The 25,895-nt window shown below is 38.2% G+C and carries 21 protein-coding genes; 8 read left to right on the top strand and 13 right to left on the bottom strand.

Going from position 1 to position 25,895, the window contains the following annotated elements; genetic code table 11:
• A partial coding sequence (locus tag BUA16_RS18730) for a transposase (protein WP_394333081.1) occupies positions 1-320 on the top strand: 320 nt, incomplete at its 5' end.
• A 165-nt stretch (positions 321-485) separates the two neighbouring features.
• Here BUA16_RS18730 and BUA16_RS15670 read toward each other — a convergent pair.
• The 3 genes from BUA16_RS15670 to BUA16_RS15660 form a co-directional block, all read right to left on the bottom strand.
• Complete coding sequence (locus BUA16_RS15670) at positions 486-3,989, bottom strand: TlpA family protein disulfide reductase (protein WP_072765690.1); 3,504 nt, start codon at positions 3,987-3,989, stop codon at positions 486-488.
• Positions 3,990-4,207: 218 nt separating this feature from the next.
• Positions 4,208-5,266: a LytR/AlgR family response regulator transcription factor gene (locus BUA16_RS15665; RefSeq protein WP_072765689.1), complete on the bottom strand. Its 1,059-nt coding sequence runs from the start codon at positions 5,264-5,266 to the stop codon at positions 4,208-4,210.
• A 449-nt stretch (positions 5,267-5,715) separates the two neighbouring features.
• Entirely contained in the window at positions 5,716-7,191 is a 1,476-nt protein-coding gene (locus BUA16_RS15660) for an aminotransferase-like domain-containing protein (RefSeq protein ID WP_072765688.1), read from the bottom strand.
• Positions 7,192-7,275: 84 nt separating this feature from the next.
• On the opposite strand from BUA16_RS15660, the gene BUA16_RS15655 reads away from it, so the two are divergent.
• Positions 7,276-9,159: a TonB-dependent receptor plug domain-containing protein gene (locus tag BUA16_RS15655; RefSeq protein WP_072765687.1), complete on the top strand. Its 1,884-nt coding sequence runs from the start codon at positions 7,276-7,278 to the stop codon at positions 9,157-9,159.
• 647 nt (positions 9,160-9,806) lie between these two features.
• Here BUA16_RS15655 and BUA16_RS15650 read toward each other — a convergent pair.
• Genes BUA16_RS15650 through BUA16_RS15640 form a run of 3 tightly spaced genes read right to left on the bottom strand, consistent with a single transcriptional unit; the run spans position 9,807 to position 11,822 of the window.
• Positions 9,807-10,358 carry an RsmD family RNA methyltransferase gene (locus tag BUA16_RS15650; RefSeq protein WP_072765686.1) on the bottom strand — a complete coding sequence of 184 codons (552 nt, stop codon included), beginning with the start codon at positions 10,356-10,358 and terminating at the stop codon, positions 9,807-9,809.
• Positions 10,358-11,194, bottom strand: a complete 837-nt coding sequence (locus tag BUA16_RS15645) for a DUF3822 family protein (protein ID WP_072765685.1) — start codon at positions 11,192-11,194, stop codon at positions 10,358-10,360. Before BUA16_RS15645 ends, BUA16_RS15650 begins: the two co-directional genes overlap by 1 nt.
• Positions 11,172-11,822 carry a hypothetical protein gene (locus BUA16_RS15640; RefSeq protein WP_072765684.1) on the bottom strand — a complete coding sequence of 217 codons (651 nt, stop codon included), beginning with the start codon at positions 11,820-11,822 and terminating at the stop codon, positions 11,172-11,174. The genes BUA16_RS15645 and BUA16_RS15640 overlap by 23 nt, the downstream gene beginning before the upstream one ends.
• Positions 11,823-11,925: 103 nt before the next feature.
• Here BUA16_RS15640 and BUA16_RS15635 point away from each other — a divergent pair, with 103 nt between their 5' ends.
• From BUA16_RS15635 to BUA16_RS15610, 6 genes are all read left to right on the top strand, one after another.
• Complete coding sequence (locus BUA16_RS15635; protein ID WP_072765683.1) at positions 11,926-13,365, top strand: ATP-dependent DNA helicase; 1,440 nt, start codon at positions 11,926-11,928, stop codon at positions 13,363-13,365.
• A gap of 27 nt (positions 13,366-13,392) precedes the next feature.
• Positions 13,393-13,956, top strand: coding sequence for a DUF4126 domain-containing protein (locus BUA16_RS15630; RefSeq protein WP_072765682.1), 564 nt, complete (start codon positions 13,393-13,395; stop codon positions 13,954-13,956).
• Between the two features lie 52 nt (positions 13,957-14,008).
• A complete protein-coding gene (gene kdsB / locus BUA16_RS15625) occupies positions 14,009-14,722 on the top strand; it encodes a 3-deoxy-manno-octulosonate cytidylyltransferase (RefSeq protein WP_178338901.1) in 714 nt (237 codons plus the stop codon).
• Positions 14,713-15,414, top strand: a complete 702-nt coding sequence (locus BUA16_RS15620) for an HAD family hydrolase (protein ID WP_072765680.1) — start codon at positions 14,713-14,715, stop codon at positions 15,412-15,414. The genes kdsB and BUA16_RS15620 overlap by 10 nt, the downstream gene beginning before the upstream one ends.
• A 4-nt stretch (positions 15,415-15,418) precedes the next feature.
• The gene (locus tag BUA16_RS15615; protein WP_072765679.1) at positions 15,419-16,546 is read left to right on the top strand and encodes an iron-containing alcohol dehydrogenase family protein; all 1,128 of its coding nucleotides are present in this window, start codon (positions 15,419-15,421) and stop codon (positions 16,544-16,546) included.
• 94 nt (positions 16,547-16,640) lie between these two features.
• Positions 16,641-17,189, top strand: a complete 549-nt coding sequence (locus BUA16_RS15610) for a 1-acyl-sn-glycerol-3-phosphate acyltransferase (RefSeq protein WP_072765678.1) — start codon at positions 16,641-16,643, stop codon at positions 17,187-17,189.
• A gap of 39 nt (positions 17,190-17,228) precedes the next feature.
• On the opposite strand, the gene BUA16_RS15605 is transcribed toward BUA16_RS15610, so the two are convergent.
• The 7 genes from BUA16_RS15605 to thrA form a co-directional block, all read right to left on the bottom strand.
• Positions 17,229-17,939: a YebC/PmpR family DNA-binding transcriptional regulator gene (locus BUA16_RS15605; protein ID WP_072765677.1), complete on the bottom strand. Its 711-nt coding sequence runs from the start codon at positions 17,937-17,939 to the stop codon at positions 17,229-17,231.
• Positions 17,940-18,005: 66 nt separating this feature from the next.
• Complete coding sequence (locus tag BUA16_RS15600; RefSeq protein WP_072765676.1) at positions 18,006-18,293, bottom strand: 4a-hydroxytetrahydrobiopterin dehydratase; 288 nt, start codon at positions 18,291-18,293, stop codon at positions 18,006-18,008.
• Between the two features lie 44 nt (positions 18,294-18,337).
• A complete protein-coding gene (locus BUA16_RS15595) occupies positions 18,338-19,153 on the bottom strand; it encodes a sugar nucleotide-binding protein (RefSeq protein ID WP_072765675.1) in 816 nt (271 codons plus the stop codon).
• Positions 19,154-19,408: 255 nt separating this feature from the next.
• Complete coding sequence (gene gcvT, locus BUA16_RS15590) at positions 19,409-20,494, bottom strand: glycine cleavage system aminomethyltransferase GcvT (RefSeq protein ID WP_072765674.1); 1,086 nt, start codon at positions 20,492-20,494, stop codon at positions 19,409-19,411.
• Between the two features lie 436 nt (positions 20,495-20,930).
• On the bottom strand, positions 20,931-22,226 hold the full coding sequence (gene thrC, locus BUA16_RS15580; protein ID WP_072765672.1) for a threonine synthase: 1,296 nt from the start codon (positions 22,224-22,226) through the stop codon (positions 20,931-20,933).
• A gap of 224 nt (positions 22,227-22,450) precedes the next feature.
• Positions 22,451-23,374, bottom strand: coding sequence for a homoserine kinase (locus tag BUA16_RS15575; RefSeq protein ID WP_072765671.1), 924 nt, complete (start codon positions 23,372-23,374; stop codon positions 22,451-22,453).
• A gap of 15 nt (positions 23,375-23,389) precedes the next feature.
• Positions 23,390-25,834 (bottom strand): bifunctional aspartate kinase/homoserine dehydrogenase I, encoded by a 2,445-nt coding sequence (thrA, locus tag BUA16_RS15570; RefSeq protein ID WP_072765670.1) that lies wholly within the window; start codon positions 25,832-25,834, stop codon positions 23,390-23,392.
• Between the last annotated feature and the right edge of the window lie 61 nt (positions 25,835-25,895).

Here is a 25,895-nt window from a genome sequence, read left to right as displayed (position 1 = left end):
AAATAGGTTCAACTAAAATATCCACACCGGACTACAAACCTTTAAAACGAGATACAGAATATCAAAAGCGGAGTAAACGCAAAAAGTTTAGGAGAAGAGCGGCCATCGAGCCAGTTATAGGGCATCTAAAAACGGACTTTAGAATGGCACAAAACTATCTTAGTGGGGCAACTTCACCGCAAATCAATGCTTTTTTAGCTGCAACGGGGTGGAATCTTAAGGAAATGATGAAGCAATTAAAAAACGAAGTCGAATTATTATTGTTTTATATTTTTAATCCCGTTTTGACTCGCTTTTTTTTGAAAAAGAAACTGAGTTGATAAGGAGTGACTAACTAATTGCTACATTAATCAATCGGTACATAAACCTCATAGCTTCATTAAAAAGTTATTATATAAAAAAGAGGTCGGACTTTTTAGTCCGACCTCTTAATGATTTTAAACTTCCTGGCTTTACGGCGAGTGTCCGATTTACCGAAAATATTGTTATTTATTTAGTTCTACCTCAATCAAACCTTTTAGGGCGTTAGGCATTCTTAAATCGCTGGTATTTTCTTTAATAACACTCCCGTTTTTATCGACCAATAAATAATGCGGAATTCCCGAAATATTGAACTTTTGGGCTAAATAATTCCATTTATCCTTAGACACCCTAAAGTGCTCTCCTTTTATATTAGGAATCATGTTGTTATAGGTGGTTTCGGGAGAAGAGGGGTCTGTTATGTACACAAAGACAACATCTTTATCCTTGTATTCCTCTTTTAAAGGTTGCATTTGTTTCATGCCGGATCGACAAGGGCCACACCAGGTTGCCCAAAAATCTACAAATACTACTTTCCCTTGGTATTTCGAAATGATGGCGTCAAACACTTTATCGGCTTCGGTCATTGGGGTTTCATTAACTACAAAGTCGGTTTTAGATTTATTAGCTGAAATCTTGGCTTTCATCTTATCATTTTCTACTTTGATTACTTTTGTAATAAATGGATAGTCTACCACCTTTTGAGACGTGCTAAGTTCGGTATCTGACAACGGAATGTAACTACTTGTTATATTTCCCAATATGGCCTGTGCTATGATCACATCGGTACTAAAGCTATTACCTATATTTTTTCTGATTTGTTCTATATGTTGTTTTTTAAACTCATTGTTGATATAGGCATCAATGTGAGCTTTATGATTTTCAGAAAACGCTTGATTTTTTTCATGGATTTCTGGGGAGTAAAATTTGCTTATCCTCTTTTGTTCCTCTTCCGTTAATAAATTTTCTTGAGCTTTTTGTGTGACTTTCTCCTTTACTGTAAACGAAACCGCTAAATTTTTAGATTTAATAATAGTTTCGACTTTATCAAAATTGATACCTCCACTGCTAAAAACTTCCTTTCTTTCTTCTTCGGTCAACTTCTGATAAATAGTACTTAGTTTTTCACTAAGACTCCCAATCACCTCCTGATGCGACTTCTGAAATGCCTTTTGTTTTGCCAGTGCCGCTGCATTTTCTTGATGATGCTTTTTATGACTGGCAATAAGTTCTTTTTCTTCAGCTGATAGCGTAATATTCTTCTCTTTTAGTATATGGGCCAATTCTAGAACACTTGGATGGGTAACACTAGCTTTTGCTCTCATGGGTTTTAAATATTTTAAGCGGTTTATAAAGTATTTATAACTACTAGAAACCACCGCCAATTTATTATTATATACTTCGGGTGTTATAAAACTTAGGTATGCATTATCGATTTTGGCTGAATCTCTATCCCTTGAGTTGATGTCATAACTTACGATATTATCATAAAGACGATATTCTATTCCTATATTGAATACTTGACGGGATTTATTACTTATAAATCTTTCCTTAAATACACTGTCTCGTTTTTGGAGCTGTTTAGTATAAAGAGAATAACTTTCCTCTTTATAGGCTTCTAAAGAATAATCATCAATATTGCTTACTACATTCTTATAAAAGGAATCATCCCTGGCTATAAATTGCAGACTATTTAAATCGGTATTTAATTGGGCGCAATCGCCCGCAAAAAACTCGCCTTCAGATTTTCCGGGGTTTATTAATTGCCAAGATTCTTTTCCGGGTTCAACAAATACAGAAGTGTAATAATTTGGGAGTTTAACATAAACCTGTTGTGGATAATAGGATGGGATGTTTACGGAAAAACTACCATCGTCTTGTATTTCTACTAAATACGAATCTTGGTCCCCAGTAAACACATTGTTTACATACACCATGCCGGTTTTTTCTTTACTGTTTACACTAAAGCCCCTTATAATTCCAGCATAGGTAGCAGAAGCTACTTTAAATAGATTCTCTTCGTTATAGGGTTCATCATTAGCTAACTTAAAGCCTGGCTTATTTATTTTATTGGTCGTATAGGGAATAAGTGCTTTTTCATTTGTCCCAAAACTTGCAGAGGCATCTTTGTTTATTTTACCATAGATGGTTTTCTCCTTCCCATTACGCTCTAAAGTAATTAGGTGTATGTCATCTATTTTCTTAACGGATTTATAGTTCCAAATTGCCTTTTCTAATACGGCATTATCGTAATAAAAACTAAACGCCCAAACATTACTTCCATCTGCCTGTAGCCAATCGCCCCTTAATTCCTTAGGGAATTTAGAGTTCATAAATGCTGCAACATTATCTATTTTATAGTCAGGATATTCTATGTTGGATTTATACCAATCTCCAGCCTTTCCATTAAAGCCTACTTGTAGATAATGTTCGTTCCAGTTTTTAAAATAGAACATCCAATATTCTTGGTCATTTTTAACTACAAAACGATATTCTCGTGGTTCTTTAGAGGTAAAAGAAACAACATCTTCAATGGTGTACGCTTTATTTCTAAAGCTTATTTTTTCATTTTCAACCGAAAATTCTAGATTATTCTTTCCATCCGTGCTAAACCAACTTCTTTTTAGCTCGTTGGGTACTTCTGCAGCCGTAATAGGTTTACCATCTAATGGATTTTGGTGCTTCACAAATACTCTAAACGGATTGTCTCCTAGCTTTAGTTTTATGGAGTCTTTCGCTACAACCTCCAGCTGATAGCTTATAGTATTTCCTTGATTGTCCTTTGCATCAAAAAAGTAAACACCCTTATCCCCTTTATAGATATTCTGGTACATAAATGCACGATACCCCGTCTCTATAAAGTTTGGATGTATTAATATTCCATTATATTCTCCATTTCCGGTCTCACCTTGCCATTCCCCAAACACCGTTTCTGGGAGGGAAAGGTTTACTGAAGGAGCAAATTCTGAGTAATATTTTATTCTGTCATTGGGATACTCTTTACCAGCTTTATACAGATCACCAGCCCTACCATTAAAACCGATTTGCAAGTAATGTGCATCCCAATTTTTAAAATAGAACATCCAATATTCTTGGTTATTTTTAACCACAAAACGGTATTCTCGTGGTTCTTTAGAAGTAAAAGAAACAATCTCTTCAATGGTGTACGCTTTATTTCTAAAGGTTATTTCTTGATTGCCAACGGAAAACTCTAGGTTGTTTTCTCCATCCGTGGTATACCAACTTCTTTTTAGCTCATTAGGCACTTCTGAAATGGTAATATGTTTGCCATCTAATGGATTTTGGTTCTTTACAAATACTCTAAACGGATTGTCTCCTAGCTTTAGTTTTATGGAGTCTTTCGCTACAACCTCCAGCTGATAGCTTATAGTATTTCCTTGATTGTCCTTTGCATCAAAAAAGTAAACACCGTTATCCCCTTTATAGATATTCTGGTACATAAATGCACGATACCCCGTCTCTATAAAGTTTGGATGTATTAATATTCCATTATATTCTCCATTTCCGGTATTTCCTTGCCATTCGCCAAAAACGGTTTCTGGGAGTGATGCCTTACTACTATTTGATTCTTGGGCAATAGCAATATTTATAAAAAATATAAATACGAAGCAGCTGGTGAGTAGTTTTTGAATGTCCTTTAAGGTGTGATCTTTGGTCGGTTGGTTCATGTTTTCTAGTTTATTTTTGTGGTTTACAATGGATTATTAAACATACTGATTATTGTAAGAATATACAGGTGAAGTCTTCCTAGAATATTATTCTATACCTTGGCACTAGTTGGTTGCTTACTATAATTATATTACACATTCAACCAGCTTTTAACTTGCGTGTTATAACTTCTACCCGTGGTTATGGTATGTTTTTTATTGGTTTTTAAGGTGATGCTTTACCTGCTGTTAAAGTATTTCTGTGCATTTTCTACATAATTGGTGTTAATGATGATACTTCTATGAACCCGTAAGAAATAATCGGGTAATTTCTCTTCTAATTGGGCCAAGGACTGCTCCGTTAAGTGGTTTCCAGAATTGGTATAAAAGCTTACATATTTGGCATCTGCCTCAAAATAAATGACCTCCTCTAATTTTACAAAAAATAGTTTCTCTCCCTTTTTAACCGTAATAGAAGTCATCTTCTTCGCTTCCTTTTCGGCAGCCATTTCTTTAATTGGGTAATGAGCGTATAAGTAGTCTTCAAATTGGGTTAAGAAATCATCGGAATATAGCTTCTTCAATAAGAAAATATCTCTATCTAAAATAAAGTGATCCATGCCCGTTATTTCTTTTTTCCAAAATACCGATCTTCCGTTTACATCCGAATCATTTTGCAGAAATACTAATTGCCTTAAAAGGCCAGCTGTTAGATATTTTTTCTTTTCATCATAGGAATAAACATCCCCTATGGAAACAGTCATAAAAGGCTGTCTTATTATCTTATCGTCAATCCTTTTGGCTGAATGACTTTGAATAGAATATCCCTGTCCCAACTGGATGAAATCATTGTTAGAGTTTCTGTATAAGTTTGATGGTTCAAATCGTATGTGTATTCGAGAGTCAGCTATTTTTTCGAAAGTGAAATTTCTAATTGAATCGTTCGCTTTAAATCCCTTGATCACCATTTCTGAAAAGGACATTCCAATAAAATCATTGAAAAAGTCAATTTCTTTATGCGGCAATATTTCTCTAATGTCTAAAATAATTTCACTCACCAATAAGCTATCAGTTTTAGAGGCATCCATAAGCTCAATTAAAATAGGACCCTCTAACTTTCTGAAAACTGATGTTTCACCGTCAAATACCCTGTCTTTTACATATTCCCAATTAGCCGTTTCAGGATTTTTAGAATTGGATATCCCTATTTCTTCAACCAGCTGATTTAAGGTTTTCTCAGATTCTACTAGGAATGGGGTAACTACCAAAATCAGTACCAATAGTATAATTCTTTTCATCGTGCTATATTTAAAATGTATACCACAAATGAATCGGAATAGTCTTACTTCTGAAATCAGTTTCGGTTGAACTGCAAATAGGGTGTATAAATTGCATGCTGTTATTGTATGGCTAAATATTTACACTATATAGGTTGAAGTATAAACATACTATTTATTGTAGGAATCTTCTAGTGTTTTTCAATAAATATAGCTTCTTATACTATCTTTAGGATGATGGATATAACCAATAATGTAGGCTGTAAAAGACTTTACCATAAAAATCGGGTAGTATATTTGGCCCCTTCTATTGGTTGGTTAACAAAGCGTGTTTGCCAGTGCTGTTTTGGAACAAACACATACTTATACCGTAATGTGTTATGGGGTCTATTAACTTAATCTATGAAGTTATTTCGTTTTAAGTAATATAGCTTGCTGAATTATAGACTTTTTGTATGCCTAACTAATAGCTACTCAACTACTTCCCAATAAGCTTCACCTAGCACTTTCACGGCCTCTTCCATTTCCTGCTGATTAAAATGTGCAAACCCCAGTCTTAGAGCGGTTATCGATCGATTTTGATAGAGGCAAATACTCGGAATAAAGAGTCCTTTTTCTCCAGCCTTTTTTTGCAATTGCGTCAAAGAAAATGAGGTGTTAAACCGAATCCAAAAAGCCAAACCAGCTTGCGGTATAGTGAATACAATGTTGTTCTTAAAATGTGTGCTCAGTAGTTGGGAAAACATTTCTTTCCGCTCAGCAATTACTTTTCTGGACTTTCTTTGGTATCGATGAATGTCTCCTTCGTGAATGAGCTCTCTCAAAGCTTTTTCCATCATGGTATCTGGTTTACCAAAGATATTCAGATATTTTGCAGCTTCCTGCAAAAGGTCTTTAGGAGCTATTAAAAAATTCATTTGAAAACCTGGATTTAAAAACCGTCCGAAAGTGCCAACATAAATGATGCGATTGCCGCCGTTTATTCTAAATAGCGATTCTTTTTTGTTTTTAATCATTGAAAATTCAAAATCCCTATCATCTTCAATTACAATGAAATTGTATGCTTCTGCCAAATCTAGCAATTGCTTTTTCCGCTTTTTGGAAAGACGAACGGTGGTGGGATATTGGCATGTGCTGTTGATGTAAACCAATCGTATCTCGCCGGGTTTATAATGGTTTTGAATATAATCAATGTTCATTCCGTCCGCATCTACCGGAATTGTTTTCATTTTGGCACCGGCTTGACTATAAATCATATTGGGTAAAAAGTAGCTGAGCTCTTCCACCAGAACAATATCGCTTGTATTGATTAGTAAACGCGATAAGATGGAATGAACCTGCTCCGATCCAGCTACGGGCAGCAAAAAATCCCTAGAAAGATGAAAGCCACGCGTTAAGTTTAGATAATAACTGAGTTGGTCCCTAAATAACAGATTGTCATCAACAGTATTTAAGAAAGGACCTGATTGTTTTTTTCTTCGAATTACCGAAGTGTAAAAACGAACCAGTTCCTCCGAATTAATAATGCGGTAATCTGGCGTGCCATCGGTGAAATATAAGTTTTCTTGTATTTTTTCTATCGGTGTATCCAATATAAAATCTTTCCTGAAATGAAACGCTGCCTTTTCTGGAGGATGCTGAAAAGTTTTGGCTTTATTGGTTTGAGTGGGCGAAAGCTCAGGATTTCTAACGATAGAGCCAATGTTTGGCAGCGTCTCTATCCACCCTTGTTCTTGTAGTTCTGACAAAGCGGCTACAATTGTCTTTCTGTGTACTTGCAGCTCTTCGGAAATTTTTCTACTGCCAGGAAGTCGGTCATCGTCTTCCAAAAGGTTGCTTTTTACGGCATTAATAAACTGATAAACAATTTGCATATAGATCGCCTCTTTTTTGCGACGATCTATTTTTATGAAGGAATTAAAAGGAATTGCAACCGGACTACTCATTGTTTATATATCGGACTACCAAAAATACTATTTTAATCCAAACCTTTGCCATCATATTTAAATACTACGGTTAAAGAATAATTTATGAAAAAACTATTAGTGACATTAATTCTATTAGCTGCCATACCTAGCTTCTCCCAACAAAAGAATACGCTTCCCGATCCAGACTTGGAAATTAACGAATTAGATGAAGTTATTATTCAGGGAAACCGATTGCAAACTCCTTTTACTGAGTCTACACGAGATATTCAGGTCATTACCCATAAACAAATTCAGGCGCTTCCTGCGAAATCCCTCAACGAGGTTTTATCTTTTATAAGTGGTGTGGACATTCGCCAGCGCGGCCCGTTTGGAACGCAGACCGATATTTCTATAGATGGTGGAACTTCAGAGCAGGCTATAGTACTGATTAACGGTGTAAAGATGATAGATTCCCAAACTGCTCACAACATGATGAATATTCCTGTGCCATTGAGCGCCATAGATCATATTGAAGTCATTAGAGGTGCTGCAGCTCGGGTTTATGGAATTAATGCCCTTACCGGAGCTATTAATATAGTTACTAAAAAGAGCAAGCTCTCAAGTGTGTCTGCCGATATTAGGGCTGGTAGTTCTTTTAAAAGCAAGGATGAAGGCGACGGTGAAGGGATTTATGGAGGTGGAGCAGTAGAGGTAACTGGAGTTTACGGATCTGATAAGCAGAGTCAGCTTATTTCATTGGCCCAAAGCAACTCTAACGGACAACGCTACAATTCGGCCTCAAAGAATACGCGTCTTTTTTATAGCGGAAATTATGATTTTAATGCAGATAACAGCATTCAGGCCATGGCAGGCTACGCTCAAAGCCAGTTTGGTGCCAACGGGTTTTATGCCGCTCCGGGTGATATTAATTCGGAAGAACATGTAAATTCCGCTGTTTTTAGTCTGTCCTCTAAGCATACTTGGGGCGATTTTACACTTTCTCCTAGAATTAGTGATCGCTATGGGGAAGATGACTACCGATATTTTAAAGATGATTTAAGTAGAGGACGGTCTAAACATTATGCCAACGCGCTGATGCTTGAATTGAATAGTAGCCTTAAAACAGGGATAGGAACTTTTGGTTTTGGTTTGGAGTCCCGATTAGAAAAAATCAACAGTTCAAATATTGGAGAGCACCAGCGCGATAATCACGGTGTATATGCAGAATTTAAAAGCAATCTAAGTGAAAAGCTAAGAGGAACTATCGGTCTTTATGGGAACTATAACACGGATTTTGGCTATCAGATGTACCCAGGGGTAGATTTGGCTTACCTTATCAATCACCACTGGAAAATTTCTGCGAGTATCGGTTCTGGGCAGCGCATCCCTTCGTTCACGGACTTATACCTTGATCAGCGACCTGGGAATATAGGAAATGTCTTGCTTCAACCCGAAAACGCATGGAACTATGAAGGAAATATTCAGTACCAAAATGGAAACCTACAGTTGAAAACCGGGTATTTTTACCGCCAGATTTCTGAATTTATTGATTGGGTAAGAGAGGATGCCTCAACACCTTATTCTCCAATTAATTTTGGGGTAAATACCATGCATGGTATTTACGGGAGAGTGCAGCAGGATTTTGAATTGGGAGGGAAGCAATCCTTTGGATATCAGCTGAGCTATAATTATTTAAGCCCTTCTATTGAGACTTCAACGGAAATTCAATCGAAATATATATTGGAATCTTTGAAACATCAGTTAGTGGCAGGTGTTCATTATCGTATCAACGACTTTTCATTTCAAATTAAAAACAGGTGGTTACAGCGAGAACTTGCCAATGCCTATAACGTTGCCGATGTTCGCCTAAATTACAAGGTTCAAAACTTCCTTGTATACACCGAGATTACTAACCTATTCAATGCCACGTATAAAGAAGCAAGTGCTGTTCCTATGCCCAAACGTTGGTTTCGATTGGGGGTTACATATCAATGGGGACAGAGGTAAAGATGGGATTATACTAATTGTTGAACTAACAGAATACTTTTAAGAATAGGAAACAATGGGTGTTGCCTTAAAATGGACACGAGATGAAGTAGTGGCATTATAGTATAAACCGATGATGGAAATACTTTATGAAGCTGCCACCGTTTTTAGGCAACATCACAACCCCAACAGGGTTAAGTACCGACCTTGTGGTCACCATAAAAACAGGTGGTTTCTATGGTCCCCAGGTCGCATGCTATGATACTAATGAGCAAGAAGAGGGCTTGATGACCTACAATCATACTATCGATTAAATCGCCTATCACTTCGGTTAAAAAGTCCTATACAACTATACCTTTAGATTTTTCGTAACTACAGCAATAACAGGGATCAGCCTCAACAGTTGAGGCTGTATTTTATGTACCTCCTTCTTTTATAATAAGAGGTACCTTGTTTCGCTTTTAAACCATCTCGCTTCCCTACACTTCATTTCGCTATTGTTTGCATGGAAATTCCCTGATTTTTTTCATTGCTTATTGTTCCTTCTAACCCGCGTTAGGGATCGCAGCGGCATCCCCGCAGCGAAGCAAGGGATACAGCGGAGAGCCCGCCCGACCTTAGGAGGGAACGCCCAAAAAATATGCTTAGCGCTATATATTTACGGTAGCCTAGGAGGTCTTCTCTTGGTATTCGAAAAAACTAAAGACACTGCCACCATACCTTCTTTGGTAGGTGAAATTATCTAATACGGAAAGGTCCGTGTGCTTTGGGTGCTCAATAATTAAGACACCGTTTTTTAATAAAAGATCTTTGTCAAAAACCATCTTTGGTATTTGGGAAAATTCTTCAAAGCTTAAATCGTACGGAGGGTCGGCAAAAATAATATGTGCCTTAATAGGATTGTGAAGAAGATATTGGAAGACATCGCTTTTTATAGTAGAAATAGTAAACTCTAATTCCTTGGCGGTGTCGGTAATATATTTTATACATCCTGCATCGGCATCAACGCAGGTAATTTGTTCGGTACCCCTGGAGGCAAACTCATAACTTATGTTTCCTGTGCCTGCAAAGAGGTCCAAAAGACTGAGGTCCGTGAAATAATATTCATTGTTTAGAATGTTGAATAGGGCTTCTTTAGCCATATCAGTGGTAGGACGTACAGGTAGTTTTTTGGGTGCCGTAAGTCTTCTTCCTTTGTGTTTTCCGGATATAATGCGCATTAAAGGGCGTTTAGTACTGTGAAATCGATACTGTCTTTTCCTAGATCCCCAAAATGGTATATGCCACTGTTTGAAGGGATGAAAATAGAAATATCTTTAATAAATTGATAGCAGAGATTGTAGTGGTCGTCTCCTTCTTCTATACTTCCAAAAAGTTTGACCTTGGTGGTTTGGGTGTCTAATTTCAATTGTTCTAAGGTAAAGAGGATATAATAGATAAAATCTTCCTTGGTATTGAAATTAAAGTTATTGTAAAGGAGTAATTTCTTTTGAGAAATTACCGTGATGTCCATATTTCCTTCAAATAGATGTACGTAGCACACGGGGTCATTGCTGTTGTGGTGACTGTTTAATAAGGTTTGTATTAATACAGTGCCGTGGTGCATAAATTCGAAAGAGCCAAAAAGATCGTATATGTAATTGTTGATATTTACAAAGGGCACATATACATTAACGATGTCAAAATTATTGATTTCATCGTAATCGAGATGGTCGTTGGCAAGGATTTTAGCGTTGAATTTTAAATAATTCGCTAATTCATCCTTGTTAAAAAGAGTTTTAGGTACTAAGCTAAACAAGTTGTTGCGGTGTATGACCACCACTTCAGAGAACTTGGCTTCGGCCACCTTATGGGTTTCAAAAAGTTGTTTTATTTCTTTGTGAACCGCATAGGGGGTCAGTTCGTTTTTAAAGGTAACACTTTGTGAGGCAATTATAGTATTGGAAAGTGTCTCCAGTACACAAAAATAAAGTCCATTCAAGCTAACTTGAATGGACAATTTATGAAATTCTGATTTAGAATTTTCTAAAATACTATTGATCGCTTTTCTTGTCATAGATAGAAGGCCAGTTTCCACTGGTACTTACCTCGGTCAATGATCCTACTTTAATAGTGTTTCCGTTAACCTCGTCAACATTAACTTGACTGTTCTCTTTAACTAATAAAGATTTTGGTTGATCGTGTAATACAACCTCTTTGCTAACTTTTGCTTCAAAAACAGGAGCTTTGTACCCGCTTTTCTCAATGATAGCAGACTTCATCTCAAATTTCTCATTGTTTGGAGCATAAGGAACATTCATCATGGTCTTATATCGAGCGTCCTTTTTGAATAAAGAATCCTTTACAGAAACATATCCTAACGTATCAATGATTTTGAATTCTTTCAACATATCAATACCATAGGTCTTGTCAAACTCTAAGTAAGAAGTATCTCTCTGTTGCGTAATGGTGTATTTCCCGGTATCTACGAAGCTTATTAATGCATCAAAATCCTTGGCATATCTTCCGTTTACGGTCTTATAGGCTTCTTGGGAGTTTCTGATGTCCTTTAGGTTTGCTATTACCTTGGCATAGCGCTCTTGTTTAACCTTCTTAAATTCGATAGGGCCGTTGACAGAATTATAAATCATGTATCCTAAACCAATACAAGCCAACCAAAGAAAAATTTGAATAATGGTCTTCATTTTATTATGTGTTAAATATATTTAGTGGTTATGACAAATCTACAATTTTTTTTTAATCGCAAAAGTATTTGGCCTTAAAAATCCTGATTATCTTTGATGGCTTATGGATCCAATTACTGATAGAAGTTTTTTTAGAATATTAAAAGATAAATTCCCGCACGACCCTACCATGAAGCAAGTGGTTGCCTTGCAGCAACTTGCTACTTTTATTCTGTCAAAAGATAAGGATTCGGTCTTTATGTTAAAGGGGTTTGCAGGGACTGGGAAAACGACCATCATCGGTACTGTAGTTACCAATTTGTGGAAAACCACTATGAAAGCTGTTTTAATGGCCCCGACGGGCAGGGCCGCAAAGGTAATGTCCAATTACTCAGCGACTCAGGCTTTTACAATTCATAGGAAGATCTATTTTCCAAAGAAGCAGAGCGGAGGTGGCATTCAGTTTGTATTGGCTCCCAATAAACATAGAAATACTATTTTTATCGTAGATGAAGCTTCTATGATCTCCGATGCGCCAGCAGAATCTAAGCTATTAGACAATGGTTCCTTATTAGACGATCTGTTGATGTTTGTATATGCCGGGCATAATTGTAAACTTATCTTAATAGGGGATACGGCCCAGTTACCCCCTGTACATTTAGATATTAGTCCGGCCTTAGATGAAAACCAACTTTCCTTACATTATAATAAGGAAGTCATAAAATTAGAATTGGATGAAGTGGTCAGGCAGGCCGAGACTTCAGGAATACTATATAATGCTACAAACTTAAGAGAGCAGTTGCAAAGCGAGTATTTTGACGATTTTAAATTTGACGTTGGTCCTTTTAAGGATATAGTACGTTTAATAGACGGTACCGAAATTCAAGAAGCGATAGACGATTCCTATTCACAGCACGACAAAGAAGAGACCGCTATTATTGTACGCTCTAATAAAAGAGCCAATTTGTACAATGAGAATATCCGTAAAAGAATTCTTTACTTGGAACACGAATTGGCAGTGGGCGACTTTATGATGGTCGTTAAGAACAATTACTTTTGGTTAAAGGCTACCTCCGAAGCAGGTTTCATTGCCAATGGTGATATTATAGAAGTGTTGGAGATCTTTGCCATCAAGGAGCTGTATGGTTTTAAATTTGCAGAGGTGAAAGTGAAGATGGTCGATTATCCCGATCAGCAGCCTTTTGAAACGGTATTGTTGCTCGATACCATTATGGCCGAAACACCTTCCTTGTCCTACGAAGATGGTAATAGGCTATACCAAGAGGTTATTAAGGACTACGCCGATGAAACTTCCAAGTATAAAAGGTTTATGGGCGTAAAGAACAATAACTACTTTAATGCCTTACAGGTTAAATTTTCGTATGCCATTACCTGTCACAAATCTCAGGGGGGACAATGGGAAACTGTATTTGTAGAACAACCATATTTGCCCAACGGTGTAGATAAGGAATACCTACGTTGGTTGTATACTGCCGTGACCAGGGCCAAAAACAAATTGTACCTTATAGGGTTTAAGGACGATTTTTTTGTTGATGGGGAATAGTTTAATTTAGCATAAAACGTAGGGAGTATGGCTTCAGAGACTGTCATAAGTATATTTTTAGGGGTGGGACTTGCAGCTTCTGTAGGCTTTAGGGTTTTTTTGCCCCTCTTTGCTTTGAGTCTCGCTGCTTATTTTAACCTTTGGGAGCTTAATGAAAACTGGCAATGGATTGGTAGTATAACGGCTATCATTACGCTTGGGGTTGCCACGCTTTTAGAGGTGTTTGCATACTTCATTCCGTGGGTAGACAACGTATTGGACAGTGTTGCCATACCCTTGGCGGCAATTGCCGGAACAGCAGTCATGGTCTCTACCATCGCAAATATGGATCCTATGGTAACATGGGGCTTGGCGATTATCGCAGGAGGTGGTACGGCAAGTGCCATTAAAGGAGCCTCGGCGACCGGGAGGTTGGCCTCCACAGCTACTACGGGGGGGTTGGCAAATCCGGTTATAGGATTGGTGGAAACAGGAACCGCGGCAGTGGTGACTACAGCTTCTATTTTTGCACCCTTAATAGCCATGTTTTTGGTCGTTATAATTTTAGCATTCATTTTTAGTATATATAGAAAACTAAGGCCTAAGACCTAGGGCTTGTACATAAACCTTAATAATAAATAATTTTCTAGTGAAAATCATAGCAATGATACCGGCCCGATATGCCGCATCCAGATTTCCTGCAAAACTAATGCAGGATTTAGTTGGGAAACCTGTAATTCTGAGAACCTATGAGGCAGCTGTAAATACAGGCCTTTTTCAGGAAGTATACGTGGTTACCGATAGTACCATTATATACGATACCATTGTTGCCAATGGCGGAAAAGCCATTATGAGCCAGAAAGAACACGAATGTGGGAGCGATAGGATTGCCGAAGCGGTGGCCGCTATGGACGTCGATATAATAGTAAACGTTCAGGGAGACGAGCCCTTTACCGATAGGAAAAGTTTGGCTGGGGTGATCGAAGTTTTTAAAGATGACCCTGACAAGGTTATAGACCTGGCATCCCTGATGACCAAAATCACCGATTGGGAGGAGATTAACAACCCTAATACGGTAAAGGTCATCGTAGATAACCAGAGTTTTGCGCTGTATTTTTCTCGCTCACCGATTCCTTATCCCAGAGATAAAAATGTGGCTACTACTTACTTTAAACACAAAGGGATCTATGCATTTAGGAAAAGTGCCTTGATGGATTTTCAAAAATTGCCCATGTTGATGTTAGAGGCCACTGAAAAAATAGAGGCCATTCGGTATTTAGAATACGGAAAGAAAATTAAAATGGTAGAGACCAATGTAACAGGTATAGAAATAGACACTCCCGAGGATTTGGAAAAAGCCATAAAAGTATGGAAATAGATTATAGCAATATAAAGGTGATAGGTTTTGATGCCGATGATACGCTATGGGTAAACGAAACCTATTTTAGAGACACCGAAGAGAAGTTTGCTAATTTGTTGGACCAATACGAGACCAAGAATCAGATTGACCAAGAGCTCTTTAAAACAGAAATAAAAAACCTGGAACTATATGGCTATGGTATCAAGGGGTTTATGCTCTCTATGATAGAATCGGCCTTGGATTTATCCAATAATAAAGTTTCCCAAACAACGATTCAAGAAATATTGAATCTGGGGAAAGAAATGTTGTCCCATCCGGTAGAATTGTTAGATGGGGTTGAAGAAGTTTTATTAGCTTTAAAAGATAAATATCGTTTGATTGTATTGACCAAAGGAGATTTGTTGGATCAAGAACGAAAATTGGAAAAGTCGGGCTTGTCAAGTTATTTTCATCATGTAGAGGTGTTGAGTGATAAAAAGGAGGATAATTATAAGAATCTACTAGAGCATTTAGGAATTCCGAGTGACGAATTTTTAATGATTGGGAATTCTTTAAAATCAGATGTTTTGCCGTTGCTTAATATTGGGGCGAAGGCGGTTCATATTCCATTTCATACCACTTGGCAACACGAGGAAGTCAGACAAGAAGATCATGATAACAGCCATCAGACCTTAAATGTCATTACAGACATATTAAAATATTTAAAATAGATCTATGGAATCATTTAAAAATAGCGCTCCTGCCGTGAGTCCAGTCGTGAAAAGAAAAAAACATAGAAATTTCCCCATGGTACCAAGGGTGGTTTTTGGTACAGGGAGTTTCGATCAGCTGGGAGAAATATTAATGCCCAAACGGATAAACTCCGAGGCACCGGTGATTTTCTTGGTCGACGATGTTTTTGAAGGGGCCCCCTTAAGCACTAGGATTCCCGCTATTTTTAATGACCAGATTATATTTATATCCTCGGAAGAGGAGCCCAAGACAGAGCAGGTAGATGCTTTGGTGCAAAAAATAAAACTCGACTTTGATGCGCTTCCTTCTGGAATTGTAGGTATTGGAGGTGGTACTTTGTTAGATTTGGCAAAGGCAGTGGCTATAATGTTGACCAATAAAGGGTCGGCTTCCGATTATCAAGGGTGGGATTTGGTACAAAAGCCTGCAATATACCATGTGGGGATCCCTACTATTAGCGGTACCGGGGCAGAGGTTTCCAGAACGACCGTACTGTTGGGGCCAGAAAGAAAATTGGGGATTAATTCAGATTTTACCCCTTTTGATCAGGTGGTCTTAGATCCCGATTTAACACAAGGAGTGCCTAAGGAACAGTGGTTTTATACTGGGATGGATTGTTTTATCCATTGTATAGAATCCTTAAATGGGACCTTTTTAAATGCATTTAGTGAAAGTTATGGAGAAAAGGCACTCGATTTATGTAAGCAAGTGTATTTATCCGATATAGAAGAATCAGATTCCAGAGATAAATTAATGATGGCCTCATGGCACGGAGGTATGAGTATTGCGTATTCTCAAGTTGGCGTGGCTCACGCTATGAGCTATGGATTATCGTACGTATTAGGTGTCCGTCACGGGATTGGGAACTGTTTGGTGTTTCAATATTTAGAAGAGTTTTATCCCGATGGTGTGGCTGTTTTTAAGGAAATAATTCAAAAACATCAAATTGTCTTGCCAAAAGGAATCTGTAGTCAATTAACAGATGCCCAATTTGAAGTCATGATAAAAGTAGCCTTAAGTCTAGAACCATTGTGGGAGAATGCTATTGGAACGGATTGGAAAACGGCGATTACAGCCGAGAAATTAAAAAATATTTATCAAAAAATATAACTTCACTATGGATAGTCTTGGCGGTATTAAAAAGGAAGCCCGCCTTGTATTGGCCTAGAGTGAAGGTTTTGTTTCATACAAAAACTAACAGCGTATGCAGACCCTTGCAAAATGGATTTATTTTAAACTCTTGGGATGGAAACTTATAGGTGGACTTCACAAGGTAGATAAGTGTGTCATCATTGTAGTGCCCCATACAAGCTGGCACGATTTTTTTCTAGGGCTTTTGGTGCGCAGGGTTATGGATGAGGAAATTAATTATATCGGAAAAAAGAGTTTGTTTAAACCGCCTTTCGGCTGGTATTTCCGTTGGATGGGTGGTGTACCCATCGACAGAAGTAAAAATAATGATACGGTAAAGGCCACGGCAGCCGTATTTCAAGCAAGACAAAAATTTAGATTGGCCCTTTCTCCTGAAGGTACCCGTAAAAAGGTGACAGATTGGAAAACCGGATTTTATTATATCGCCAAAATGGCACAAGTACCTATTGTATTGGTAGCCTTTGACTATGGAAAGAAGGAAATAAAAATTTCGGAACCCCAGTATCCGACAGCCGATAAGGAAGCCGATTTTATAAAGTATAAAAGCTTTTTTAAAGGAGTTAAAGGCAAGGTGCCAGCATTAAGTTTCACGGTTGATTAAATTAAAAAGGGCTATTGAATTTTCAATAGCCCTTTTTAATTATTCTTGCATGGTGTGATATACGTTCTGTACATCATCGTCCTCTTCTATCTTTTCCAAGAGCTTCTCAACATCTGCTGCTTGTTCTTCGGTCAGTTGTTTGGTGATCTGAGGAATTCTTTCAAATCCAGAGGATAGGATTTCCAATCCCCTAGATTCCAGCTCCTTTTGGATTGCGCCAAAGCTTTCGAAGGGAGCATAAATCATAACGCCATCGTCATCGGCAAAAACTTCTTCTGCACCAAAGTCAATCATTTCCAATTCTAGCTCCTCAGGATCTAAACCTTCCCCGTTAATACGGAAATTACAGGTATGGTCAAATAAAAACTCTACAGAACCAGAGGTCCCTAGGCTACCATTACATTTGTTAAAGTAACTGCGAACATTGGCAACGGTTCTAGTGTTGTTGTCAGTGGCGGTTTCTACTAAAATAGCAATACCATGGGGGGCATAACCTTCGAACAAAACTTCTTTATAATCCCCTAGATTTTTATCGCTGGCTCTTTTAATAGCTCTTTCGATATTATCCTTAGGCATGTTGACAGCCTTGGCATTCTGAATAACGGCCCTTAGCCTAGAATTTGAGTCCGGATCAGGACCACTTTCTTTAACGGCCATGACAATATCTTTACCAATACGGGTAAAGGCTTTGGACATTGCCGACCATCTTTTCATTTTACGCGCTTTTCTAAATTCAAAAGCTCTTCCCATTTGTTAGTATATTAGAGTGATTTGGAACAAAATTAATAATTTTTATCGCCGTCACAAGAAGTTAGCTTATTCACTTACAATTATTTCTTCTATTCGGTGTGCTAGTTTAAAGTCTTTTTCCGTTACCCCATTGGTGTCGTGGGTAGATAATCGTATATGTAAAGTGTTATAAACATTACTCCAGTCCGGGTGATGGTTTAAAGCCTCGCATTCAAAGGCGATGCGGGTCATTACCGAAAAAGCTTCCTTGAAATTTTTGAATTCAAAGGTAGTTTCCAAAGCAAAGTTTTCATATTCCCAACCTTCCAGGTCGGCTAATTGTTTTTCTATTTCTTGATCCGATAAATTTTTCATGGCTTTTTATTTAAATTATAAAAACAATATTAAGATACTACTTATTAACTAAATATGTGGTGATCGATAATATCTTGACAATGGAATTGAAGGTGATTGGGGAGGGTGTTTGTTTTAGGGAGAACAGCCAAATACCGGTCTTCATTGGTGGTAAATACCCGTTTGTATATAGGATGATAATTGCCCATTCGTGCCACTATTTCTTTTATAAAGTCTTCATGATGAATTAAATCTATGCTTCCCAGATGAAAAACACCCGTTTTTTTGTGATTTATGAGATAGTGGATTTGCTGGGTAACCTTGTCGTCATCGGTAACATTAATAATAAGGTTCGGGAAAACTTCAATGGGGTCTTTATGGGTCAACGCATTTTTTATTTCCTTTATTCTCGGCGAGGCATTTCCAAAGACCATAGGCAATCTTATGATTGCCATTTTGCTGCTGGAAATCCGCAATAACATGTTTTCTATCTTTATTTTAAACCTGCCATAAATGCTTAGGGATAGGGTTTTGTCGTTCTCGTAGGACGGGTATTGGCTATAAGCATCAAAAACATTGGCAGAGGAAATAAAAAACAATTTGCAGTCATTTCTTAGAATATACTCTACCATATGCTGGTGCGCCGTAATCTGAGCAGGAAAGTTTCCTCTAAGGGCCGAAATAATGATCGAAGGTTTTACCTTATCTAAAATGTCATAAATATCGTCCTCTTCCAAGTCGTATCTCAAAAACATTTTGTTTTGCTCAAAAGTTTTTCTGGAAGAATAATAAGTACCATAGGTCTCGTAATAGGAACTTAGTTCTTTATAAATAGTATTTCCTATAAAGCCACTAGCGCCTAAAATTAGTATTCTATTCATTCAATCTGCTTCTTTTTTGCACTTTTAGGTTTGCGTAAAATCGTATTGCTACAAAGGTAGTTAAGAAAAATGTGGATATAAATTAATTGGCTACACTACTGCTGGTGTTCAATTGTACTTTTTCGCCAATTGTTATATCGTTATTATAAAGTTTTGATTAGGAATAAGGCATCCCCATAAAAAAGAAAAGGAAGTACTGCACAAACCAAAATGTATTTGAGCGGTACCTCCTTTACCAATCGCTTAGTTTTTTTATTAGGCCTTATAAAATGGCGGTTTTACGATGGTTGCCTGAAGGGCTTTTTTTCTAACTTGGATATAGATTTTAGTGCCTATTTGTGCTGTTGCCGCAGGAACATACCCTAAGCCAATTCCTTTTCCTAAGGAGGGGGACATGGTTCCGGAAGTAACGATTCCAATGGTATTTCCTTCAGCATCTACAATATCATAATCGTGTCTTGGAATGCCTTTTTCGTCCAATTCAAAAGCAATTAATTTTCGCTTTGGGCCCTCTTCTTTCTCTTTTGCAAGTGCCTCGCTGTTCACAAAATCCTTGGTGAATTTAGTAATCCATCCCAGACCAGCCTCTAAAGGAGAAGTCGTATCGCTAATATCATTACCGTAAAGGCAATACCCCATTTCTAATCTTAGGGTATCCCTTGCGGCTAAGCCAATAGGTTTTATGTCAAAAGAAGCACCGGCCTCAAAAACTTTATCCCAGACCTGTTGTACATCCTCGTTTTTACAGTAGATTTCAAATCCCCCAGAACCGGTATATCCGGTGGCAGAAATAATCACATTATCAATACCTGCAAAGTCGGCTACCTCAAAAGAGTAAAATTTAATGGCCGCTAGGTCAATAGAGGATAAGGGTTGCATCGCTTCCACCGCCTTAGGTCCTTGAATCGCCAAAAGGGAATATTCGTCAGAAATATTGCGCATTTCTGCACCAAATTCTTCATTGTATTTGCTAATATGGGCCCAGTCTTTATCAATGTTAGAAGCATTTACAACTAACAAATACTGGTCTTCCTTCATTTTGTAGATGATTAAATCGTCTACAACACCACCAGTTTCATTAGGTAGACAGCTGTATTGTGCCTTGCCAACAGCCATTTTAGAGGCGTCGTTAGAAGATACTTTCTGTATTAAATCTAGGGCCTTAGGACCGGAAATTAAAAATTCCCCCATATGGGAAACATCAAAAACGCCAACACCCTTACGTACGGTTTCATGTTCTATATTAATGCCTTCATAAGAAACGGGCATATTGTATCCTGCAAAAGGAACCATTTTAGCGCCTAGGGCTTGGTGTGTATTCGTTAGTGCTGTGTTTTTCATTTCATTGGATTAAGCGGTAAAAATATCGAAAATTAATCGATGTGTAAAAATCATTCCATGTTGTTTTGTAAAAATTATATTTTTGAGGGTATAAAAGCTATAAACGGCCTTTGAGAAATAGTATGGCTGATGGTGTTGTGGTTTGGGCGTTCCCTCCTTCGTCGGGCGGGGCCTTGTCTATATCCCTTGCTCCGCTGCGGGGATGCCGCCGCGGTCCCTAACGCAGAATATAGAACAAATAGAACACTGTTTTAGGGGTCGAACAAGTATAGCCAAATTGAGCAAAATTTCTATAGCCCTACAATATATGCTAGGGGCCGATTGCGTGGAAGGAGAGGATATAAAAAAAGCAAGCCCCCTAAAAATACAAGATGGTTTTAGGAGGCTTATCAGTCCCTTGGAAATGACAAAAAGGGAGAATCCTTAATGTTTTTATTTATTTGTTTAAGAGAAAAGTCTTTAATTCCCCATACTCCGAGATCTTAATAGATTTTTTCTTTTTATCCATAAGCATTGCTATTTGTTTGGGAAGGGCTATTTTTTCAGTAATGGTATCTTCCACGACATCTAAAAATTTAACAGGATGGGCGGTTTCTAGAAAAATGCCATAGGTGTTCGGTTGTTTTTCCTGGTATTTTTTCAAACCCAAATACCCTACGGCACCATGTGGATCGGCCACATAATTAAAGTCCGTATAGATTTTCAGCATGGCTTGCTTGGTTTCTTTATCAGTAAAGGAATAGGATGATAAATTATTGGATAAGGCATCAAAATTATCTTGGAACAAATGTCTTATCCTTATAAAGTTACTAGGATCCCCAACATCCATGGCGTTGGAAATGGTAGCTTGAGAAGGTTTTGGAGTATAGGTTCCGGTTTTCATAAAATTGGGCACAATATCGTTTATATTGGTCGCCGCCACAAACTGTTTGCAGGGCATTCCCAATCGCTGAGCCATAATTCCGGCGCATATATTTCCAAAATTCCCACTAGGGACGGAAAAGACAATTTCCTTTCCTTTGCTTTTCGCTTGTTTATACGCAAACAGGAAATAGAACAGTTGGGGAAGCCACCGGGCAACATTTATAGAATTGGCAGAGGTAAGTTGCATTTCAGCGGTCAGTTCCTGGTCTAAAAAGGCTGTTTTCACCATGTGTTGGCAATCGTCAAAGGTGCCATCGACCTCTAGGGCGGTTATATTTTGTCCTAGAGTGGTCAATTGTCTTTCCTGAATATCACTGACCTTTCCACTAGGATATAGAATTACGACCTTAACACCATCAACACCTAAAAATCCGTTCGCTACAGCACCACCGGTGTCGCCGGAGGTGGCTACTAGCACCGTGACTTCGTTGGTGGTTTTCTGGGAAAAGTACCCTAAGCACTTGGCCATAAATCGGGCACCTACATCTTTAAAGGCCATGGTAGGCCCGTGAAAAAGTTCCAAAGAAGCCACTTGGTCCTCAATTTCCACAAGCGGGAAATCAAAATCTAATACATCTTCGAGAATTTCTCTTAATACAGGGTCGGGGAGCTCGTCGCCGGTAAATTGTTTAATAGCGGTAAAGGCAATCTCGTGTTTAGAGAGGTTTTCTATATTTTCGAAAAAGGAGGTCGGTAAGGGAGTGATAGACTCAGGAAAATAAAGTCCGCGGTCTGGGGCAATTCCTTTTATCACCGCTTCTTTGAAGGATACGTTTGGCGCTTGTTTATTGAGGCTGTAATATTTCATAAGATTGGATTAGAATCACTGTTCAGAAATTAAAATTTCTCGGTCAGTTGGTTTTAAATGTTATTGTCTTTGATAGGGGCTTTTTTTTTCTCCTCTATATTTTATGTGTACAGTTGACTTTCTTTAGGGTGTCTATTCTTTATATAGATTTTATTCTAGCCTTATCGACCTTCATACACGGTGTTCTATAAAGAAATAAATATTGAATACCGTTATCCTGCTTTTTAGATTTCCCTAATACCTTCCGCGTTTATTTTGGATACATGGATATCGTATTCAATGCCAATTTTTTGATATACTTTACGCATGGCATCGGCTACTTCTTGGGCGGTTTGTGCTCCTTTGCTCAAAGCAAAAATTGAGGGGCCCGATCCAGAAATTCCACAGCCAAGGGCCCCGGCATTGATAGCTTCTTCCTTTACTTTGTCAAAGCCGGGAATTAAAATAGAACGTATAGGTTCTACGATGTGGTCTACTAAAGATCTACCTATCAATTCATAATCATTGGTAAACAAACCTGCGATCAGCCCGCCAACATTCCCCCATTGCTTAATCCCGTCTTCCAGCGATATGGTGGTTTTTAGGATACGCCTAGAGTCCGAGGTCTTTACTTCTATTTGTGGGTGAATAACCGTAGCGTACAGCTCTTCAGGGTTTGGGATTTTAACAATATCCAATGGTTCGTAGCTTCTTACCAAGGTAAAGCCACCAAATAGGGCAGGGGCTACATTATCTGCATGGGCGACCCCGCTCGCTAACCGTTCCCCTTCCATGGCAAATTTTACCAATTCTAAATTAGAAAAAGGCTTGTTTAGCAATTGGTTCATGGCCCAAACAGCCCCCGTTGAGCTCGCGGCACTGCTTCCTATACCGCTTCCTGCTTTTATTTTTTTATAGATCTCTATATCAAAACCGCCATCGTAATCGCTTTCGGCCAATAAGGCCAAACCAGCCACCCCGGCAACATTCTGATGGGTTTCCATGGGAAGGTCTTGCCCTGTAAGTTGTACGATCCGGATACCTTTTTGCGCCGTTTTACGAACTACCATCTCGTCGCCCACAGCATCCAAGGCTAGTCCTAAGACATCAAAACCACAAGAGATATTGGCTATGGTAGCTGGGCAAAATACTTTTATTTCGTTTTTCATGCTAGGAGTCGTGTTTTAAAAATTACCAATTCTAATGATGTCCGCAAAAATTCCGGAAGCCGTAACATCGGCCCCAGCCCCAGCACCCTTAATGATCATCGGTTGGTTAGGGTATCTTTCGGTAAAAAACAAAACAATATTATCACTGCCTTCCAAGTTATAAAAATCGTGTCCTTTAGGAATGTGTTGCAAGCCTACGCTAGCTTTTCCATTCTCAAATTGGGCCACATATTTAAGCTTGCAATCTGCTTTGGAAGCTTCGGCATACATTTTTTGGAAAGACTCCTCGTGTTTTACTAAAGAAGCAAAGAAATCCTCGTTATTGTTAGTGTCTAGGCTTTCCTTCGGAAGAAAGGGGGTATTCACTATGTCGTCAATATTTAATTCATTCCCGCTTTCCCTGGCTAGAATTAATATTTTTCTCATAACGTCTATGCCGCTTAAATCTATGGTAGGATCTGGTTCTGTATATCCCTGTTCCTGAGCTTCCTTTACCACGTCGTGAAAAGTGGTCTTGTCGTTAAAATTGTTGAATACAAAATTTAGACTTCCAGAGAGTACCGCTTGTATTTTAAGGATCTTATCTCCAGAGGCCATCAGGTTTTTTAGGGTGTCTATAATAGGGAGTCCAGCGCCTACATTGGTTTCGAACAAAAAAGGAGCATTGTATTGACGTGCCAAATCTTTTAGTTCCTGGTAATTGTTAAAATCCGAAGAGCAGGCGATTTTATTACAGGTGACAATAGAAATGCTGTTTCTAAGGTAGGTATTGTACGTTTTGGATACCTCGGCACTAGCAGTGTTATCTACAAAAATACTGTTTCGGTAGTTGAGGTTTTTAATGGTCTGAAAGAAAAGATCCTTATCGGTTGACTGACCATTGCTCAGGGCCTCTTCCCAGTTTTTTAGAGAAATGCCATCCTCATTAAAAACCATTTTACGGGAGTTTGCGATTCCAATAACCCTAATATTGAGTCTAAGTTTTTCCTTTAAGTATTTCTTTTGAAGCTGTATTTGGTTCATTAATTTAGAACCTACATTCCCCACGCCCATCACAAAAAGGTTTAATTGCTTTACATTTTCTTCAAAGAATTCTTCATGTAAGCTATTCAATGCTTTTTTTACATCGTCTTTTTTAATCACGGCAGAGATATTACGTTCAGAAGCGCCTTGAGCAATGGCTCTTATGTTTACGTTGTTTTTTCCTAGGGTACTGAACATTTTGCCGCTAAGGCCTTGGTGGCTTTTCATATTGTCGCCTACTAATGCTATAATGGCCAATTCTTTTTCGGCGATTACTGGTTTTATTTTGCCCAAGGATATCTCATGGGAAAAGGCGTCGTTTATAATTTCAACGGCCAAGTCGGTATCTTGGTCAGAGATCCCTATGCAGATAGAGTGTTCAGAAGAGGCTTGGGTAATCATAACCACACTTATTCCAGCTTGGGAAAGTACCTCAAAAAAACGTTTTGATATTCCAGGGATCCCTACCATTCCCGATCCTTCTAAGGAGAGTAGCGCTATTTGTTCTACATGACTTATTCCCCTAACTGTTTTTCCGGAACGATTTTGGTTTTTAGTGATTAAAGTACCGGCAGCATCAGGGGCAAATGTATTTTTTATAACAATGTTGATACCCTTGGAAAGGACTGGTTGTATGGTTGGAGGATATAAAACTTTAGCGCCAAAATGCGACAGTTCCATAGCTTCTTCATAAGAAATGTGGGGAATGGCCTTGGCTTGTTTTACAATCTTTGGGTTTGCAGTGTATAAACCACTGACATCGGTCCATATTTCTAACACTTCCGCATCAATGGCATTGGCAACGATTGCTGCCGTATAATCAGAACCACCGCGACCTAGGGTTGTAGAATCGCCCTTAATGGAAGAAGCGATAAAGCCTCCCAAAACAATAATTTGGTGAGGACATTCCTGAATATGTTTGGCAATATTATCATTGGTGATGTTGTAATTGACTATTGCTTTGCCGTAATGGTTATTGGTTTTTATTAGTTGTCTACTATCCGTATGGGCAGTGTCTATACCTTCAGAAATAAAATACTCACTGATAATATAAGACGATAACAGCTCTCCGTAACTCACAATCTTATCCGAAAGTTTAGGGGTTATTTCTCCAATTAAAAAGGCGCCCTCTAAAAGTGTTTCCAAGATATTTAATTCACTCTTAACCTTGCTTAGGACCTTGCTTTGCTGGTGAATAGGAATTAATTCCTTAATAGTCTGTAAATGCCTGTTCTCTATCTCCAAGAAAATAGACGTATAACTCTTGTCTTGGATAGAAGCTAGTTGTGCAGTTTGAAGTAATAGGTCTGTTATACCCCCCAAAGCAGAAACGACTATTATGGTTTTATCCCTATTAATAGGGGCGATAATATTTTTTATTAAACTGATATTTTGGGCATTCGCAACAGAACTGCCCCCGAATTTTAGAACTTTCATGGTTGTTGGTTTTAAAGAAAAAGGTAAACGTTTTTTTAGAAAAAAAAATATGGACGGACGA

This window comes from Arenibacter nanhaiticus (assembly GCF_900141935.1).
Lineage (GTDB): Bacteria > Bacteroidota > Bacteroidia > Flavobacteriales > Flavobacteriaceae > Arenibacter > Arenibacter nanhaiticus.
The sequence above is the reverse complement of the archived record's forward strand: the minus strand, read 5'-3'. Positions and strand labels throughout refer to the sequence as shown.